Source organism: Flavobacterium sp. 40-81 (assembly GCF_001898245.1).
Lineage (GTDB): Bacteria > Bacteroidota > Bacteroidia > Flavobacteriales > Flavobacteriaceae > Flavobacterium > Flavobacterium inviolabile.
In genome coordinates this window covers 146,626-162,797 of the sequence record NZ_MKTM01000031.1, presented here as the reverse complement: position 1 = coordinate 162,797, position 16,172 = coordinate 146,626, and the positions used below count along the sequence as shown (strand labels likewise).

The following is a 16,172-nucleotide window of genomic DNA, read 5'->3' as shown; positions in this document are numbered from 1 at the left end:
TAAATAATAATGCGGTTAAAATAACAATAAATAAAAAAACCGTCCACACCGGGACGGTTTAGGTTAGAATATGTGTGTAGCGGATTATTTTTTCAATAAATCACGGATTTCAGCCAATAATTCTTCCTGAGTAGGACCAGCCGGAGCGGTTGGAGCCGGCGCTTCTTTTTTCTTGGAAGCATTGATTCCCTTGATTAATAAGAACAGCACGAATGCAACAATCACAAAATTAATGACAGCCGATAAAAACATACCGTACTTGACTCCTCCAAAAATGGTAAGCTCTTCAATTTTTGATAAATTAGCAGCTTCCAATGCCGGTTTTAACAGTAAAGGTGTAATTACATCATCGATAAATGAACTTACAATTTTACCGAAAGCACCACCAATGATCACCCCGATTGCAAGATCAACAACGTTGCCTTTCATGGCAAATTCTTTAAATTCTGATAGCATTCCCATACCTAAAATGTTTTAGTTAATAATTTTTGTTAGTACTAAAGTAGTAAAACGGATTAAAAATTTAACAATTTTAGTAGTCTTTTTTATTCTTTAAAGAAAATGCGTTTTACCCGGTGCGAGATGCTGGTCAGTATTTCGTAGGGTATGGTGCCAATGGTTTTTGCAATTTCGGTTACTCTTGGCTGCTGGCCAAAAATGATTACCGTATCACCTTCTTTACAGTCAATACCGGTAATGTCGACCATTAACATGTCCATGCAAATATTGCCGATTATGGACGCTTTCTGGTTTTTAATCATCACATAACCTTTCTGATTGCCCCAGCTTCTTGGAATTCCGTCGGCATAGCCAATGGGAATTGTAGCGGTTTTAGTGGTTTGGGTTGCCATGAATTTCCGGCTGTAGCCCACACTTTCACCGGCCTGAATTTCTTTGGTTTGCAGGATAACGGTTTTTAACGTGCCTACATTTTCCAGGTGTTTCATTTCTTCCTCATCATTTCCTACGCCGTATAGTCCGATACCCAGGCGTACCATGTCGAACTGATAATCCGGGAAATTGTAAATTCCGGATGTGTTCAGGATATGGCGGATAGGGGTGATGTTCAGTTCCGATACAATTTTTTGCGACCATCGGTCAAACGTATGGATCTGCTGTAACGTGAAATCGTTGAATTCCGGTCCGTCGCTCGCCGAAAGGTGGGAGAAGATACTTTTAACGGAGACAAAATTGTTGTTTTTTAAAACAGAGATCAGATCATCGAGATTGTTTTCCTCAAAACCCAGACGATGCATACCGGTATCCAGTTTGATGTGTATCGGGTAATTGGACAGGTTTTTCTGCTGGGCCAGAGTGATAAACGTTTTTAATACAGTCGGCGAATAGATTTCCGGTTCCAGATGGTAGGCAATCATCGCCGAAAAAGCACTGTTTTCGGGGTTCATCACAATAATCGGCATTTCAATACCGGCGTTGCGAAGTGCAATTCCTTCATCGGCGAAAGCCACGCCTAAATAATCAACTTTGTGATGGGCCAATAATTTTGCAATTTCAAAACTGCCACTTCCATATCCGAAAGCTTTTACCATGACCATTATTTTTGTGGACGGTTTTAGCTTCGATTTGTAGAAGTTCAGATTGTGGCTGATGGAATTCAGGTTGATCTCCAATACCGTTTCATGTGTTTTTTCTTCCAGCAGGGTTACGATTTCTTCAAAATGGAAGGTTCGTGCGCCTTTTATCAGTATCGTTTCATTCTGAAAAGAAGCGGCATTGTATTGCACCAGAAAATCATGGGTGTTTTTAAAGGCAATAAATCCCGGAAAATCTTTCAGGTAACGACTGATGGTTTCGCCAATCCCGATAACGCGTTCAATTTTATTGTTGGTTAACAGCCGGGCAACTTTGGCATATAATTCTTCCACCGGAAAACCGCTCTGGAAAATATCGGATAGTATTATTGTTTTCTGCTGATGGGTTTTGTGCTGCTCCAGGAAATCCAGCGCAATTTTTAGCGACTGGTAGTCGGAACTGTAACTGTCGTCAATTAGCGTACAGTTGTGAATGCCGTTTTTCACCTGCAGGCGCATTTCTACCGGATACAGGTTGTGCAGGCGTTCTTTAATGACAGCCTTGTCATACCCGAAATGCAGTAGTACCATCAGGCAGTTGATGGTGTTTTCAACAGACGCTTTGTCCTGAAACGGAAGTTGCAGCAGGAAAGGCTGTTGCCGGTAGTGTACTTCCAGTTCGTCAGGAGCCGTTTTGGTAATGAATACACCGGCAGTGCGGTCTTCAAAACTCCAGCTGAAAGTTGGGATATTTTTGTCCAGAAGATCGTCAATTAGCGGATTCTTCTGGTAAATAAGAATTTTGGTGTTTTGGAAGAGTTTTATTTTTTCGGATATTTTTTGGGCTACGCTTTCGAAACCTTCGTCATGTGCCCCACCGATATTGGTTAAAATACCAATGGTCGGTTTGATAATGGCTTCCAGTTTGTCCATTTCGCCGACAGTGGAAATACCGGCTTCAAAAATCCCTAAGTTGTGTTTTTCATTGATCCCGATGATCGATAGCGGAACACCTACCTGGGAGTTGTAGCTTTTAGGGCTGCGGATGATATTGTATTCCGGGCTTAACAGGAAATTCAGCCATTCTTTGACAATGGTTTTGCCGCTGCTTCCGGTTACACCTATTACCGGGAAATCAAACTGCATGCGGTAATAGGCCGCAAATTCCTGCAGGCTGTGCAGTGTATCGTTAACTACCAGGAAGTTTGCCTTGCCTTCCAGCGTGTCCGGAATGTGATTCACTACAAAGTTCTGAACGCCTTTGGCAATCAGGTTCGGAATGTAATGATGTCCGTCGTGATTGTGTCCGACCAGTGCAAAAAATAAAGTTCCGTTGTTGTTTTGTAACGAACGGCTGTCGATGGAAACATTGTCTACAGGACATGTTTCATCAGTCCCTAACCATTTAGCGTGAATGACCGGGATAATATTTTTTATAATTAAACTCAAAGCTTATTCTTGATTTTTTTTGTTTCTGGACTCTTGTTCCTGCATTTCTTTCATAGCATTAAAATAGGCCGCACGGCTTAACGGTTCGTATTCTTCCGTTTCACCCAGTAAAACAAGATTGTCGTTGTGGGTTTTTCTAAAACTATAGTTGGCTAAATTTCCGGTGCGGGTGCAAACGGCATGTACTTTTGTAACATATTCGGCTGTTGCCATCAGGGCGGGCATCGGGCCGAAAGGATTGCCTTTAAAGTCCATGTCCAGTCCTGCTACGATAACGCGTACGCCGGAATTGGCAAGGTCATTGCAAACGGCAACAATCTCGTCATCAAAAAACTGGGCTTCGTCAATTCCGATGACATCACAGCCATCGGCAAGAATACGGATATTGGCCGCTGCCGGAACCGGAGTAGAGCGGATTTCATTAGCGTCATGAGAAACAACCATCTCATCGTGATAGCGGGTATCGATGGCCGGTTTGAAAATTTCCACTCTTTGTTTGGCAAACTGAGCGCGTTTTAAACGACGAATAAGTTCTTCAGTTTTACCGGAAAACATCGAGCCGCAAATGACTTCAATCCATCCAAATTGTTCTTTATGATTTACCGTATTTTCGAGAAACATTTTGTACTTTTCAGGCTGTAAACAGCGTTTTTTTCTGTTACTTTTGTAATGGAAACAAATTTATTAAAAAACCACCGCTTTACTCCATATAAAATCAAAAGTTATGAAGAAAAAATTAGAGGCCGAATTAATTAGTATTGCCCACCGCATTTTAAAATTAAAAAATAAATCGGAAGTGATTCAGTTACATCAGGAAACGCAAAAACTGTATGAGATATTATCGGTATTGCGTTTTTATGAGGAAAATTTCGAAGCGGTAAAACCAACAATCGGCCTGGAAGAACTGGAAGAGAAATTAGACGGAGCTTTTGAAAACAAAGAAGAAGAAACAGCGGTAGCAGTGCCGGAACCTGTAGTGGAAAACGAACCGGAACCGGTTGCGGAAGAAATAAATATTGTAGCCGAACCGGAAGATGCCGAACCGGAAATGGAGACGGAAACCGAGCCGGAGGAAGAAGAACTGATTATAGCCGCAGCCGCTGAAACGGAAGCGCCTGTTGTTGAAACGGAAACGGAAGACGAAGAAGAACCAGCGGAAGAACCAATAATAGTAGCGGAAGAAGAAAAGGTGGTTGTCGGCCAGATTGATATTGATGAAAGCGAGCTGGATGAAGAAGAAACGACTCCGGAAGACGAAGAAGAACCAGCAGCACCGGCAGAAGCGATTATTGAAGAACCGGTTTTCGAACGTGTAAAAGAAGAACCGAAACAGGAGCCAAAGCAAATCACTTTGGAAGAGTTGTTAGGGCATTCCTATAAAGAACCGGAATTTGTAAAAGTAAACGATGTACCTGCCGAAGTTGAAAAAGTGGCGGATATTGTTTTTGAACCGGCTGTGGAACCAATAAAAGAAGAACCGGTACTTTCCATTTCATCCGAAAAAGAAGCCTATACCCGAAAAGCAACGGGCGATGCCCACAGTAAAGCCATCGCTTTGGGACTGAACGACCGGATTGCTTTCGAAAAGAACCTTTTTGGCGGAAGCGGTGAAGACCTGAACCGTGTTTTATCCCAGCTGAATACCTTTGATAATTTTGAAGATGCTCAGAATTTTATTGAAGATCTGGTAAAACCGGATTACAATAACTGGGAAGGAAAAGAAGAATATGCAACCCGTTTTATGGAGATTGTAGAGAAGCGATTCTCGTAGTCTTTTTATAAGTATAAATTACGCCAACCTGCATGAATTTTATTGATGCAGGTTGGTGTTTAAATTTTAGGATATGTCTAAATTGTATTTAGTACCCACACCCATCGGGAATTTGGAAGACATGACATTCAGAGCGATTCGCGTTTTGAAGGAAGTCGATCTGATATTGGCAGAAGATACCCGGAACAGCGGTAAGCTGTTAAAGCATTTTGAAATTGCTACACACATGCAGAGCCATCACATGCACAACGAACATAAAACAGTTGAGAATATCATCAGACGCCTGCAGGCAGGAGAAAGTATTGCGCTGATTTCCGATGCGGGAACGCCGGCAATTTCCGATCCCGGATTTTTGCTCACGCGTGCCTGTGTGGAAAACAATGTGGAAGTGGAGTGTTTACCCGGAGCGACGGCTTTTGTACCGGCATTGGTTAACAGTGGACTGCCAAACGATAAGTTCGTCTTTGAAGGGTTTTTACCGGACAAAAAAGGCAGACAGACCCGTTACCTGATCCTGGCAGAAGAAACCCGGACAATGATATTGTATGTGTCCCCGCATAAACTGGTTAAAACACTGGCGGAATTTGTGGAGTATTTTGGTGCGGACCGCCCGGTTTCGGTATCCCGTGAGTTGTCAAAACTACACGAAGAAACGGTGCGCGGCACTGCGGAGGAAGTTTTAAAACATTTTGAAGCCAAACCACCCAAAGGAGAGATCGTGGTTATTGTTGGCGGGAAAGTGACTGCAAAAGAAAGTAAAAAAGAGAAAAGCGAATAAAAAGATACGATTTATGACACATCAGGTTAGTACAAAATGGTTGGGGAAAATGCAGTTTGAATCGACCAATCCCAGTGGCGATGTCATGACTATTGATGCCGGACCCGAAAACGGTGGTGAAGGAAACGGTCTTCGCCCGAAAGCGTTAATGCTGTCGGCGCTGGCTGGCTGTACCGGTCTGGATGTTGCTTCACTGATTGAAAAAATGAAGCTGGATGTAACCGATTTTAAAATCGAAACGGAAGGCGATTTAACGGAAGAACATCCGAAAACCTATCACACGGTTCGTGTGGATTACCATTTTTACGGAAACAATCTCGATCCGAAAAAACTGGAACGGGCAGTAAATCTTTCTGTAGACAAATATTGCGGCGTGATGGAAATGTTCCGTCAGTTTGCCAAAGTAAATATTGCGATACACTATCATACCCTATAGGTACTTTTTTTATAATCCATACAAATTGTTATTATGCGCTGGACACTCAAACCCAAACCCGATTTACAAAAAGTAAAGCAACTGGCTTCCGAGCTGAATGTTGAAGAATTAATAGCCACTTTACTGGTGCAACGCGGTATTGAAACGTTTGAGCAGGCCCGGTCTTTTTTCCGTCCGTCATTAGACGATCTGCACGATCCGTACCTGATGCAGGATATGGACAAAGCCGTGGCACGGATAGAAAAAGCGGTTGCGCAGGGGGAAAACATCCTCGTTTTTGGCGACTATGATGTAGACGGAACAACAGCAGTTTCTTTAATGTCGTCCTATTTGAGGAGCTTCTATCCGAATGTCGCCACCTATATTCCGGATCGCTATGCCGAAGGATACGGTGTTTCATTCAAAGGGATTGATTTTGCCGATGATAACGGATGCTCGCTGATCATTGCGCTGGATTGTGGCATCAAGTCCATCGATAAGGTATTGTATGCCAAAGAAAAGAATATCGATTTTATTATTTGTGATCACCACCGTCCGGGTGATACCTTACCGGATGCGGTGGCTGTTTTAGATCCGAAAAGACAGGATTGCCACTATCCGTATAAAGAATTGTGCGGTTGTGGTGTCGGATTCAAAGTGATCCAGGCTTTGGCCCAAAACCGGAACCAAACCATAACGGACCTGCTTCCGTATCTGGATCTGGTAGCAACGGCGATAGCGGCGGATATTGTTCCGATTACCGGCGAAAACCGGGTGCTGGCAAAATTCGGACTGGAAGTAATCAATGCGAATCCGCGTCCCGGAATCAAAGCGCTGATCCAGAATATAAAAAAACAGACCTTAACAATTACCGATGTTGTTTTTGTGATCGCACCGCGTATCAATGCTGCCGGACGTATCAAACACGGCAACTATGCTGTGGAACTGCTGACGGAATTCAACCTGGAACAGGCAGCGGAGTTTGCATCACAGATTGAAATGTTTAATGCCGACCGGAAAGACCTGGACAAGCAGATTACCAAAGAGGCTTTGGAACAGATCCGGGTAAAAGAGGAAGACAAGCGTTTTACCACCGTGGTGTATCAGGAAGACTGGCACAAAGGGGTTATTGGTATAGTAGCGTCCCGGTTGACGGAGACCTATTACCGTCCGACCCTGGTTTTTACCAAAAGCGGTGATAAACTGGCGGCTTCTGCCCGATCGGTAAAAGATTTTGATGTCTATAATGCTTTGGAAGCCTGTTCGGATTACCTGGAGCAGTTTGGCGGGCACATGTATGCCGCCGGATTGACCCTAAAAGAGAAAGACTACGAAAATTTTAAAAAGCATTTTGAAAAAGTCGTTTCGGAAACCATTCATCCCGATCTGCTGGTTCCGGAGATAAGCATCGATGCCGAAATGGAGCTGCAGGCAATTGATCCTAAGTTTTTCCGGATTTTAAAGCAGTTTGAGCCTTTCGGACCGGAAAATATGACGCCGGTTTTTATGGCCGAAAAATTAAACGATACCGGTTATGGAAAAACGATAGGTCAGGACGAAGAGCATTTGCGATTGTATGTCAAACAGCAGGGTGAAGAGCCGGGTTTTGCCGCTATCGGATTCGGATTAGCCGATAAAATCAACCTGACCGAAAACCGGAAATCCTTTGACGCTGCTTTTTCCATTGACGAAAACGAATGGAACGGCAATGTGAGTTTGCAGCTTCGCCTGCGCGATATTAAACCGCATTAAGATTAACAGTTTCTTGGGTTTTCGGAAGCAAGTATTTCTCTAACTTTATTTTTTATAAATACGAGAAATGGCTTCACACGATAATCCGCTCCACGGACTTAAATATTCCTTATTAGATTTAGCAGTTGTCTCCCAGGGAGATACGTATTCCGATACTTTTGAAAAATGCAGAACACTGGCTCAAAAAGCGGAAGCTTTGGGCTATTCCCGTTTCTGGTTATCCGAACATCACAACATGCAGCATGTGGCGAGTTCTGCCACTTCTGTACTGATTGGCAATATCGCCGAACATACAAAATCCATACGCGTGGGCTCCGGTGGTATTATGCTGCCCAATCATTCGCCGCTTGCGGTTGCCGAACAATTCGGAACGCTGTCTACATTATATCCCGATCGTATTGATCTGGGATTGGGCAGAGCACCCGGAACCGATGGCGCAACGGCTATGGCACTGCGTAAAAACAATTATGACCTGAATTATAATTTTGAAGCCCATATTGAGGAGCTGCAAAAATACCTTAGTGCCGAAAACCGGTTTTCAAACGTGAGAGCCTTTCCGGGTGAAGGAATTGATATTCCCCTCTGGATTTTAGGTTCCAGTATGGAAAGTGCTGTTCTTGCCGGAAAAATGGGATTGCCGTATGCTTTTGCAGCCCACTTTGCACCGGCACAGTTTTATCGTGCGATTGAATTATACCGACACTATTTTGAGCCATCCGATTATTTGTCGGAGCCGTATGTACTGGCCTGCGTGAATGTTATAGGCGCGGATACCGATGATGAAGCGAATTATCTGGCAACTTCCTTATACCAGGCATTTACCGGGATTATTACAAATACCAGACGTCCTTTGATGCCGCCGGTAGACGATATGGATGAGGTCTGGTCCGGAGATGTAAGGGAAGCTGTGATGCAGATGACCGCATTTACTTTTGTGGGTAATAAGGAAACGCTGCAACATCACTTTAAGGAGTTTGCGAAAGCGACCAAAGTGAATGAGATTATGGCCATTTCGCAGATTTTCAGCCAGGAGGCGAAATTGCGTTCGTTCGAAATTTTTGCTTCTGTTTTTAATGAGTAATGCAGGATAGCCTATTAATGGTTTTTTGGATATAACCCTTATATTCTAAAGGTTGAGGTGTATAAGGGTTTGGCTATCCTATCATGATAAAATAAAAATTAACATTATTTTATTTAGAATGAATATAAATAATTATTTATATTTGTTTAAAATTGGAAACGATGCAACAGATAGAGCAGCTTTATTACAATGATTTCGGAGTAGCATTCTTTTGGATAAAAGAGGAGAAGGTTTTGCGCCATAAAGTACAATTGGTGTTTAAAGAAACAGGTTTTTATCTAACGCCGGAGGAAATGCAGGAATTTTCGGAACTGATTGATCTATCCTGTGAGAAAGCTTGTTGCTCGGAATGCGAGATGCGTGGCCGCTGCCATAAATTTTTACTGAAAACGCCCTTTGAGGCCATCGAACTGGCGGTTACGGAAAAAGAGGTGTACCAGATTAAAGACCTGGTTCAGGGAACTTTATTCCAGCTGAATTTAAACAAGTACCTGCGCGAATTGTGTAAAAACTAAACGCTTTTCAATACATAGGTTACAATTCCCCAAATAATGAGTTCGTTTTCTTCCGTTACTTTTATCGGTTCGTAATCGGAGTTTTCCGGAACGAGATACACACAGTCTTTTTCTATTTTAATCCGTTTTACGGTAAATTCCCCGTCAATATAACACACGGCGATTTTGTTGTTTTTGGGTTCCAGACTTTTGTCGATTACTAATATATCGCCATCATCAATTCCGGCTCCGGTCATTGAGTTTCCTTTGGCACGGGCATAGAACGTTGCTTCCTGATTTTTAACGACAACCTTATCAAGGCTGATTTTTGTTCCGTCAAAATCGGCAGCAGGCGAGGGAAATCCCGCTTTAATACCGGCTGATATAAAAGGCAGTTCTAAAGCGTTTTCCGAATCGGGGATAAAAAAGCTGAGGTTCTTTTTTGCTAACGGCATACGACTTCCATGATCTCTTTAATGTTTGTTGTATAATTTGGCGACAGATGTTGCTGTTTCATTTTCCAGGTTTTCTGTAAGTCCTGACTACCCAGCCTGATTTTTCGTTCGCCGGTTTTCCGGTGATAGGCATCCATGACTTCCATCAGTTTGAGGTGTTTCGGGTTTTCATCTTCAAACAGGTGCAGCTGTTTCTGATCCTGCGGCAGGAGCTGGGTTACAATCACTCCGGCTTTCAGGTAAACTTCATTGGGTTCGTATAGTTTTTCCAGGATAGTGACCGCCATATTGCTGATCGTTATGTTGGAATTGCTGGCAAAGGACAGGTTTTCCATCTGGCTGTAATAGTACCGTTTGGTTTTGGACTGTTGTTTGTCTTTTACCAGTAGTACAATTACGCTATAGCAGCAGGATTGCTGTTTGCGGAGTTTTTCGGCACAAACGGAAGCAAAGGTCGCGATGCGTTCCCGGATTTCCCGGTAATCGGATAGTTTCTTTTCAAAGCTCCGGGTTATGGCAATACTTTTTTTAGAGTCCTGGTGTTCTTCGAGTTCCAAAACGGATCTGCCCAGCAGTTCACTGCGCAACCGCAGTCCGATAACACCCATTTCCCGTTTAATCCAGGCTTCGTGTTGTGGTAAGGTAAAATCGTAAGCGGTATGGATATGCTGTGCTTTTACTTTTTTGATCAGCCGGTAGCCAATGCCCCAAACGTCTTCAATTTTAGTCCATTTGAGTGCTTTGATCCGTTTTTCGTCGTTATCTATCACATATACGCCACCGGTACGTTCCTGGAATTTCTTGGCAATCTTGTTGGCCACTTTAGAGAGGCCTTTGGTGGGTGCGATACCGACGCAAATCGGGATACTGATCCATTTCTGTACCCGTTTTTTCATCTGCACGCCATAGTCGTGGTAATCGGCAATAGCCAGGCCGTCAAAGTTTAAAAAGGCTTCGTCAATGCTGTATTCTTCCACATTGGGTGTAAACTGCCGGAGGATGTTCATTACCCGTTGGCTTAAATCGCCATATAACGGATAATTGGATGAAAATACTTTGACGTTGAGTTGTTTCAGCTGGTCCCGTACTTTAAACTCCGGAGCGCCCATAGGGATTCCCAAAGCTTTGGCTTCTTCACTGCGCGAAATGATGCAACCGTCGTTGTTGGATAAAATGACAACGGGTTTGCCTGCATATTGGGGTTGGAATACGCGTTCGCAGGAAGCGTAAAAGTTGTTACAGTCTACCAGTGCATACATGCTGTAAAATTACAGTTTTGTTGGCAATGGGAGTGATAGGGAAGCGTTAAAATTGTTTTTCGGGCAGTATCTTAAAAATGGTGTAAAAACAAAAAAGTCATCAATAACTGATGACTTTTTGATATGATAAGGGTATTGTATTTTATAACAGATCCATTAAAGCAGACGGGAATAAACCAATAGCAATGTTTAACCCGATGGCAACTACCGCTACGATATAGAATTCAAACGGAACCGGTTTTGCTTCTTCGGAAGCTTCTTTGGTGTACATGGCACTGATTACTCTGAAATAGTAGTAAACACTAATGATAGAGTTTATAATTCCGGCAATAACCAATATTAAATATCCTGCCTGTAAAGTCTGGTTCAGGATAAAGAATTTTGCAAAGAAACCGGAGAAAATCGGAATACCGGCCATTGATAATAAAGAAGCCGAAAGGATCATGGCCATTAGTGGTTTGGTTTTACCCAATCCGTTAAAGTTGTCAATGTTTTCATTGTCTTTACCATTGCATACATAAAGAATTACAGCAAAAGCAGCGATTCCTGCCAATGTATAGGCTACGGTATAGTAGAATAAACTTCCCGTTGCACTGGTAAGGTTTAATAATGCCATTAGCATAAAACCGGCATGGGAAATACCGGAAAAGGCAAGCATTCTCTTAATGTTGTTTTGGCGTAATGCCATGATATTTCCTACGGTCATGGAAGCGATAGAAATGATTACGATAACCGTTTCATAAGCAAAGTTCATGTTGCCGTTCATTGCCAGATTCAATTTGAAGAATGTCGCCATGGCAACTACTTTTGCCAGGGTACTCATTGTTGCTGTAGTCAGCGACGGAGCGCCTTCGTAAACATCCGGTGCCCAGAAATGGAAAGGTACAGTGGCGATTTTGAACAGCATACCTACGGTAATCATACATACCCCGATATAGAACCAGTCTACCGTAGTAGCAGAGTTTGACGCTTCATAAATCATGTTCATGTCAAATGACGCTACGGCACCATATATTAAAGCAATACCGAAAAGAATAATTCCGGATGCAAAAGATCCCATCAGGAAGTATTTCATACCGGCTTCATTACTTTTTAAGCTTACAGGGTTACTACCGGCAAGGATGTATAAAGAGATAGATAAGATCTCGATGCCTAAGAAGAACATTGCCAGGTTTCCGAAAGAAACCATAGCTACAGCTCCTAATAGCAGGAATATTTTTATTGCTACAAAATCGGATAATTTTGAAGGACGGTCTTTGTAAAAGTTATGACTTAACGTAACCAGAAATACGGTTAACAAAATGAATAAACTGGAGAACGTTACGGTAAAGCGATTCACAACAATCATGTTGTTGTAATAACTTTCCGTTACATTAAATTCAGCCACGGTAATACCCAAAATTGCCAATAACCCTATTACTGTTACGGGAACAATGGCTTTTCTTAAGTTGAAAATTTCAGCTATAAGGCAGATAATACCTAATACTGCAATTGCTATTATTGTACTCATTATACTGGACTAAATTTATTTAATATGTACTAAAATCTCTTGTAAACTTGGTGTAATCAATTCGATTATCGGTTTCGGATACAATCCGAAGAACAATAAGAATCCGATGATTACCACAAATACAATTCCTTCGTTAACACTAACATCTGCAAACGGTTTTGCATTAGTTTCTCCTAACATTACGTGCTGGAACATTCTTAACATATAGAAAGCTCCTAAAATAATTGTTGTTCCGCCTACGATAGCAAAAGCTAAATTAACGGTGAACAAGCTGTATAATACGGTAAATTCACCTACAAAGTTAAAGGTTCCCGGTAATGCTACGGAAGCTAAAACCAGAATCATGAACATGGACGCAAATTTAGGCGATTGTGTTCGGATACCACCCATATCATGGATTGTACGGGTTTCGAAACGTCTGTAGATTACTTCTACTGCGAAGAATAAACCAACAATTACAAAACCGTGGGCAATCATTTGTAAAACAGCTCCTCTGAAACCATCCAAAGTGAGCGTATAGCATCCTGCTGCGATTAAGCCAACGTGGGCTAAAGAGGAATAGGCTAATAATTTCTTTAAGTCTTTTTGTTTTAAAGCAACAATAGAACCGTAAATCACACCGGCAATACTCAATCCGATAATCGGATACAGCATTTCTTTAGCCGCATTTGGTGCGATTGGCAACTGCCAGCGGATAACGGAATACAATCCCATTTTCAGCATGATACCCGATAATAACATCGTACCTACGGTTGGTGCTTTTTGGTACACATTCGCCTGCCAGGTGTGGAAAGGAATGATTGGAATTTTAATAGCATAAGCAAAAAAGAACGCTAAGAAAATCCAGAATTCTTCTGTTGACGTTAATTCCAAAGCGTATAATTTATCTAACTGGAAACTTCCTGCTTTCTGGTATAAATAAATAAAACCAACCAGCATGAATAAAGATCCGGCAAAGGTGTAGATAAAGAATTTAATAACGGCTTTTTTACGTTCTGCGGCATCGCCATTACCCCATAGTAACGCGATAAAGTAGATTGGAATTAAAGAAAGCTCCCAGAAAATATAGTATAGGAAACCGTCGGAGGCTAAGAATGTCCCCACCATGGCGAATGACATAAACAGCACCAAGGCATAAAAATTTCTGGCATTGTTAAAGTTGTTTCCAAAAGAAGAAAGCAGGATCAAAGGCGTTAAAGCAGTTGTTAAAACCACCATTGCCAGTGAAAGACCGTCGGCTTTTAAGGAAAACAGTATGTTAGGATTCGTCATCCAGACAGCGGAAAAGCTACTGTCTGTACCCTGACTAAACTGGTTTAAAATCATAAGGGAAGCACCTAAAGCAACCACACTGAAAAGTAAAGCTACTTTTGAAGCATTTTTATTTCCGGAGAAATAGGTTGCTACAGCTCCTAGTAATAAAATTAATAATAATATAGTTACGTCCATTTCTAACAGATTATCGTAAAAAGAATAAATAAAACACTACCGAACAAAGTCCGAATACAAAGGCGAATAAATAGAAACCAATATTTCCGTTTTGTAATTTTTTACCTTGTAAAGCCAATCCGTCAGCAACAGATCCGAATCCGAAGATTATTTGTGATAATCCGGTTTCGATATAATCTCTGAAGAATTTAGCAAGACTGTAAATAGGTTTTACAATAACGGCCATATAAGTCTCGTCAACATAATATTTGTTGTACAATACTTTGGCAAAGCCTGTAATTTGTTCGTCTTCTGCAGGAACCTGCGCTTGTTTGATATATTTTGAATAAGCAATTCCGATACCGATTAAAGCTCCGATAACTGCAAAGGCCATCAACATATATTCTGTTGTACCCAAATGGTGTTCTACGTGAACTTTGTGTGCAAAAATAGGCGCTAAATAGTCGTTTAACCAACTGTTGCCCGGCAGGCTGATCGCTCCGCCAATAACCGAAAGGATTCCTAAAACGATTAACGGGAACGTGATTAATCCCGGACTTTCATGCAAATGGTGTTTTTGTTCTGCAGTACCTCTGAATTCTTTAAAGAACGTCAGGTATAACAAACGGAACATATAGAACGCAGTCATAATAGACGCTAAGGCTGCAATAACCCAAAGCGCTTTATTTTGATGGAAGGCAACCATCAGGATTTCATCTTTAGAGAAGAAACCGGCAAATGGCGGTATTCCGGAAATAGCCAATGTTGCTAATAGGAAAGTCAGGTAAGTCACTTTCATTACGCTTTTTAAACCACCCATTTTGCGCATGTCCTGTTCGCCGTGTAAAGCGTGGATAACCGAACCGGAACCCAGGAACAAACAGGCTTTAAAGAAAGCGTGTGTGATTACGTGGAAAACAGCAATTTCATAGGCACCCAATCCTAAAGCCAGGAACATTAATCCTAACTGGGAAACAGTGGAGTAGGCCAATACTTTTTTGATATCGTTTTGTACCAGTCCGATAGAAGCTGCAACCAGAGAGGTAATTGCTCCCACAACTGCGATGATGCTCTGAACATCCGGAGTTAGGTCGAAAAGGAAGTTTAAACGGGTGATCATAAAGATACCGGCAGTAACCATCGTAGCGGCGTGAATTAAAGCCGAAACAGGAGTTGGTCCAGCCATCGCGTCCGGTAACCAGGTGTATAACGGGATCTGGGCACTTTTACCGGCAGCACCAATAAACAAGCACAATGTTGCAATGTTTAACCATGTTGCCATTTCCGGGTTAGAACCGGTTAATACCGCATGTTTGATGGTCATGAAGTCCAAAGAGTTGAACAGGTATCCGATGATAAAGATTCCCACAAGGAAACCTAAATCCCCGATACGGTTCATGATAAAGGCTTTTTTAGCCGCATCGTTATAGTCCTGATTCTTGTACCAGAATCCGATTAATAAGTAGGAACACAATCCAACACCTTCCCAACCGATGAACATGATCAATAAGTTGCTTCCTACAACCAAAGTGATCATAAAGAAGATAAACAAATTCAGATAGGCAAAGAATTTGTGCATGTTCTCGTCATCATGCATATAGCTGATGGAGTAGATATGGATTAACGATCCGATTCCTGTTACGAACATTAGCCATAACAAGGATAGCTGATCTAATAATATATCAAAGTTGATGTTGAATTTCCCTAAAGAAATCCAGTCAAATAAATGAACATGTATAGGTTGTTTGCTTCCGCTTACCTGAATGAAGAAATAGGAAGTAACCAGGAAAGAAACCACTACGGCAAGTGTTCCTAAAATTCCGGAACCGCTTTTACCCAGCTGCTTTCCAAAAAATATATTAGATAAAAACCCGACAAAAGGGGCCAATAATAAGAGTAAAACTAAACTTGTCTCCATTAGGGATTATCCTTTTAAATTCTTTAAATTATCAATATCGATCGATCCTAAGTTTCTGAAAATAGAAACTAAAATCGCCAGACCTACAGCTACTTCTGCGGCAGCTACCGCCATTGAGAAAAATACGAATACCTGTCCCGATGCATCCTGATGGAAAGTAGAAAAAGCTACTAACAAAAGGTTTACAGCGTTTAACATAATCTCAATTGACATAAACATGATGATGGCATTTCTACGTAAAAGAATTCCAAAAACACCTATGCTGAATAACAGAGCGGATAAATATAAGTAGGTTTCTACACCAATTTCTTTTAAAATATGTTCCATATC

At 41.8% G+C, this 16,172-nt stretch carries 15 protein-coding genes; 6 read left to right on the top strand and 9 right to left on the bottom strand.

Going from position 1 to position 16,172, the window contains the following annotated elements; genetic code table 11:
• Positions 1–84: 84 nt before the first annotated feature.
• From mscL to BGO42_RS12155, 3 genes are all read right to left on the bottom strand, one after another.
• On the bottom strand, positions 85–462 hold the full coding sequence (gene mscL / locus BGO42_RS12165; protein WP_177730399.1) for a large conductance mechanosensitive channel protein MscL: 378 nt from the start codon (positions 460–462) through the stop codon (positions 85–87).
• An 83-nt stretch (positions 463–545) separates the two neighbouring features.
• Positions 546–2,981: a bifunctional UDP-N-acetylmuramoyl-tripeptide:D-alanyl-D-alanine ligase/alanine racemase gene (locus BGO42_RS12160; RefSeq protein WP_273244388.1), complete on the bottom strand. Its 2,436-nt coding sequence runs from the start codon at positions 2,979–2,981 to the stop codon at positions 546–548.
• A 3-nt stretch (positions 2,982–2,984) separates the two neighbouring features.
• The gene (locus BGO42_RS12155; RefSeq protein ID WP_177730395.1) at positions 2,985–3,602 is read right to left on the bottom strand and encodes a thymidine kinase; all 618 of its coding nucleotides are present in this window, start codon (positions 3,600–3,602) and stop codon (positions 2,985–2,987) included.
• 103 nt (positions 3,603–3,705) lie between these two features.
• Between BGO42_RS12155 and BGO42_RS12150 the strand changes: the two genes are divergently transcribed.
• The 6 genes from BGO42_RS12150 (at position 3,706) to BGO42_RS12125 (ending at position 9,293) form a co-directional block, all read left to right on the top strand.
• Positions 3,706–4,752 carry a DUF8457 domain-containing protein gene (locus tag BGO42_RS12150; RefSeq protein WP_273244390.1) on the top strand — a complete coding sequence of 349 codons (1,047 nt, stop codon included), beginning with the start codon at positions 3,706–3,708 and terminating at the stop codon, positions 4,750–4,752.
• Between the two features lie 73 nt (positions 4,753–4,825).
• A complete protein-coding gene (gene rsmI / locus BGO42_RS12145) occupies positions 4,826–5,530 on the top strand; it encodes a 16S rRNA (cytidine(1402)-2'-O)-methyltransferase (RefSeq protein WP_177730391.1) in 705 nt (234 codons plus the stop codon).
• A gap of 13 nt (positions 5,531–5,543) precedes the next feature.
• The gene (locus tag BGO42_RS12140; protein ID WP_273244392.1) at positions 5,544–5,966 is read left to right on the top strand and encodes an OsmC family protein; all 423 of its coding nucleotides are present in this window, start codon (positions 5,544–5,546) and stop codon (positions 5,964–5,966) included.
• A gap of 33 nt (positions 5,967–5,999) precedes the next feature.
• The gene (gene recJ, locus BGO42_RS12135; protein WP_273244394.1) at positions 6,000–7,697 is read left to right on the top strand and encodes a single-stranded-DNA-specific exonuclease RecJ; all 1,698 of its coding nucleotides are present in this window, start codon (positions 6,000–6,002) and stop codon (positions 7,695–7,697) included.
• A 67-nt stretch (positions 7,698–7,764) separates the two neighbouring features.
• Positions 7,765–8,778, top strand: coding sequence for an LLM class flavin-dependent oxidoreductase (locus BGO42_RS12130; protein ID WP_273244396.1), 1,014 nt, complete (start codon positions 7,765–7,767; stop codon positions 8,776–8,778).
• A gap of 161 nt (positions 8,779–8,939) precedes the next feature.
• Complete coding sequence (locus tag BGO42_RS12125) at positions 8,940–9,293, top strand: hypothetical protein (RefSeq protein ID WP_273244398.1); 354 nt, start codon at positions 8,940–8,942, stop codon at positions 9,291–9,293.
• Here the strand turns inward: BGO42_RS12125 and BGO42_RS12120 are convergent.
• The 6 genes from BGO42_RS12120 to nuoK all read right to left on the bottom strand — a co-directional run bounded on the left by BGO42_RS12120 (position 9,290) and on the right by nuoK (position 16,169).
• Entirely contained in the window at positions 9,290–9,727 is a 438-nt protein-coding gene (locus BGO42_RS12120; RefSeq protein ID WP_177730381.1) for a LexA family protein, read from the bottom strand. The two genes, BGO42_RS12125 and BGO42_RS12120, sit on opposite strands and share 4 nt — an antisense overlap.
• Entirely contained in the window at positions 9,718–10,986 is a 1,269-nt protein-coding gene (locus tag BGO42_RS12115; protein WP_273244400.1) for a Y-family DNA polymerase, read from the bottom strand. The genes BGO42_RS12120 and BGO42_RS12115 overlap by 10 nt, the downstream gene beginning before the upstream one ends.
• 142 nt (positions 10,987–11,128) lie before the next feature.
• A complete protein-coding gene (locus BGO42_RS12110) occupies positions 11,129–12,496 on the bottom strand; it encodes an NADH-quinone oxidoreductase subunit N (protein WP_177730376.1) in 1,368 nt (455 codons plus the stop codon).
• A 15-nt stretch (positions 12,497–12,511) separates the two neighbouring features.
• Complete coding sequence (locus BGO42_RS12105) at positions 12,512–13,945, bottom strand: complex I subunit 4 family protein (protein ID WP_177730374.1); 1,434 nt, start codon at positions 13,943–13,945, stop codon at positions 12,512–12,514.
• 10 nt (positions 13,946–13,955) lie between these two features.
• Complete coding sequence (gene nuoL / locus BGO42_RS12100; protein WP_273244403.1) at positions 13,956–15,842, bottom strand: NADH-quinone oxidoreductase subunit L; 1,887 nt, start codon at positions 15,840–15,842, stop codon at positions 13,956–13,958.
• 6 nt (positions 15,843–15,848) lie between these two features.
• Positions 15,849–16,169 carry an NADH-quinone oxidoreductase subunit NuoK gene (gene nuoK / locus BGO42_RS12095; protein WP_136403880.1) on the bottom strand — a complete coding sequence of 107 codons (321 nt, stop codon included), beginning with the start codon at positions 16,167–16,169 and terminating at the stop codon, positions 15,849–15,851.
• Positions 16,170–16,172 lie beyond the last annotated feature (3 nt).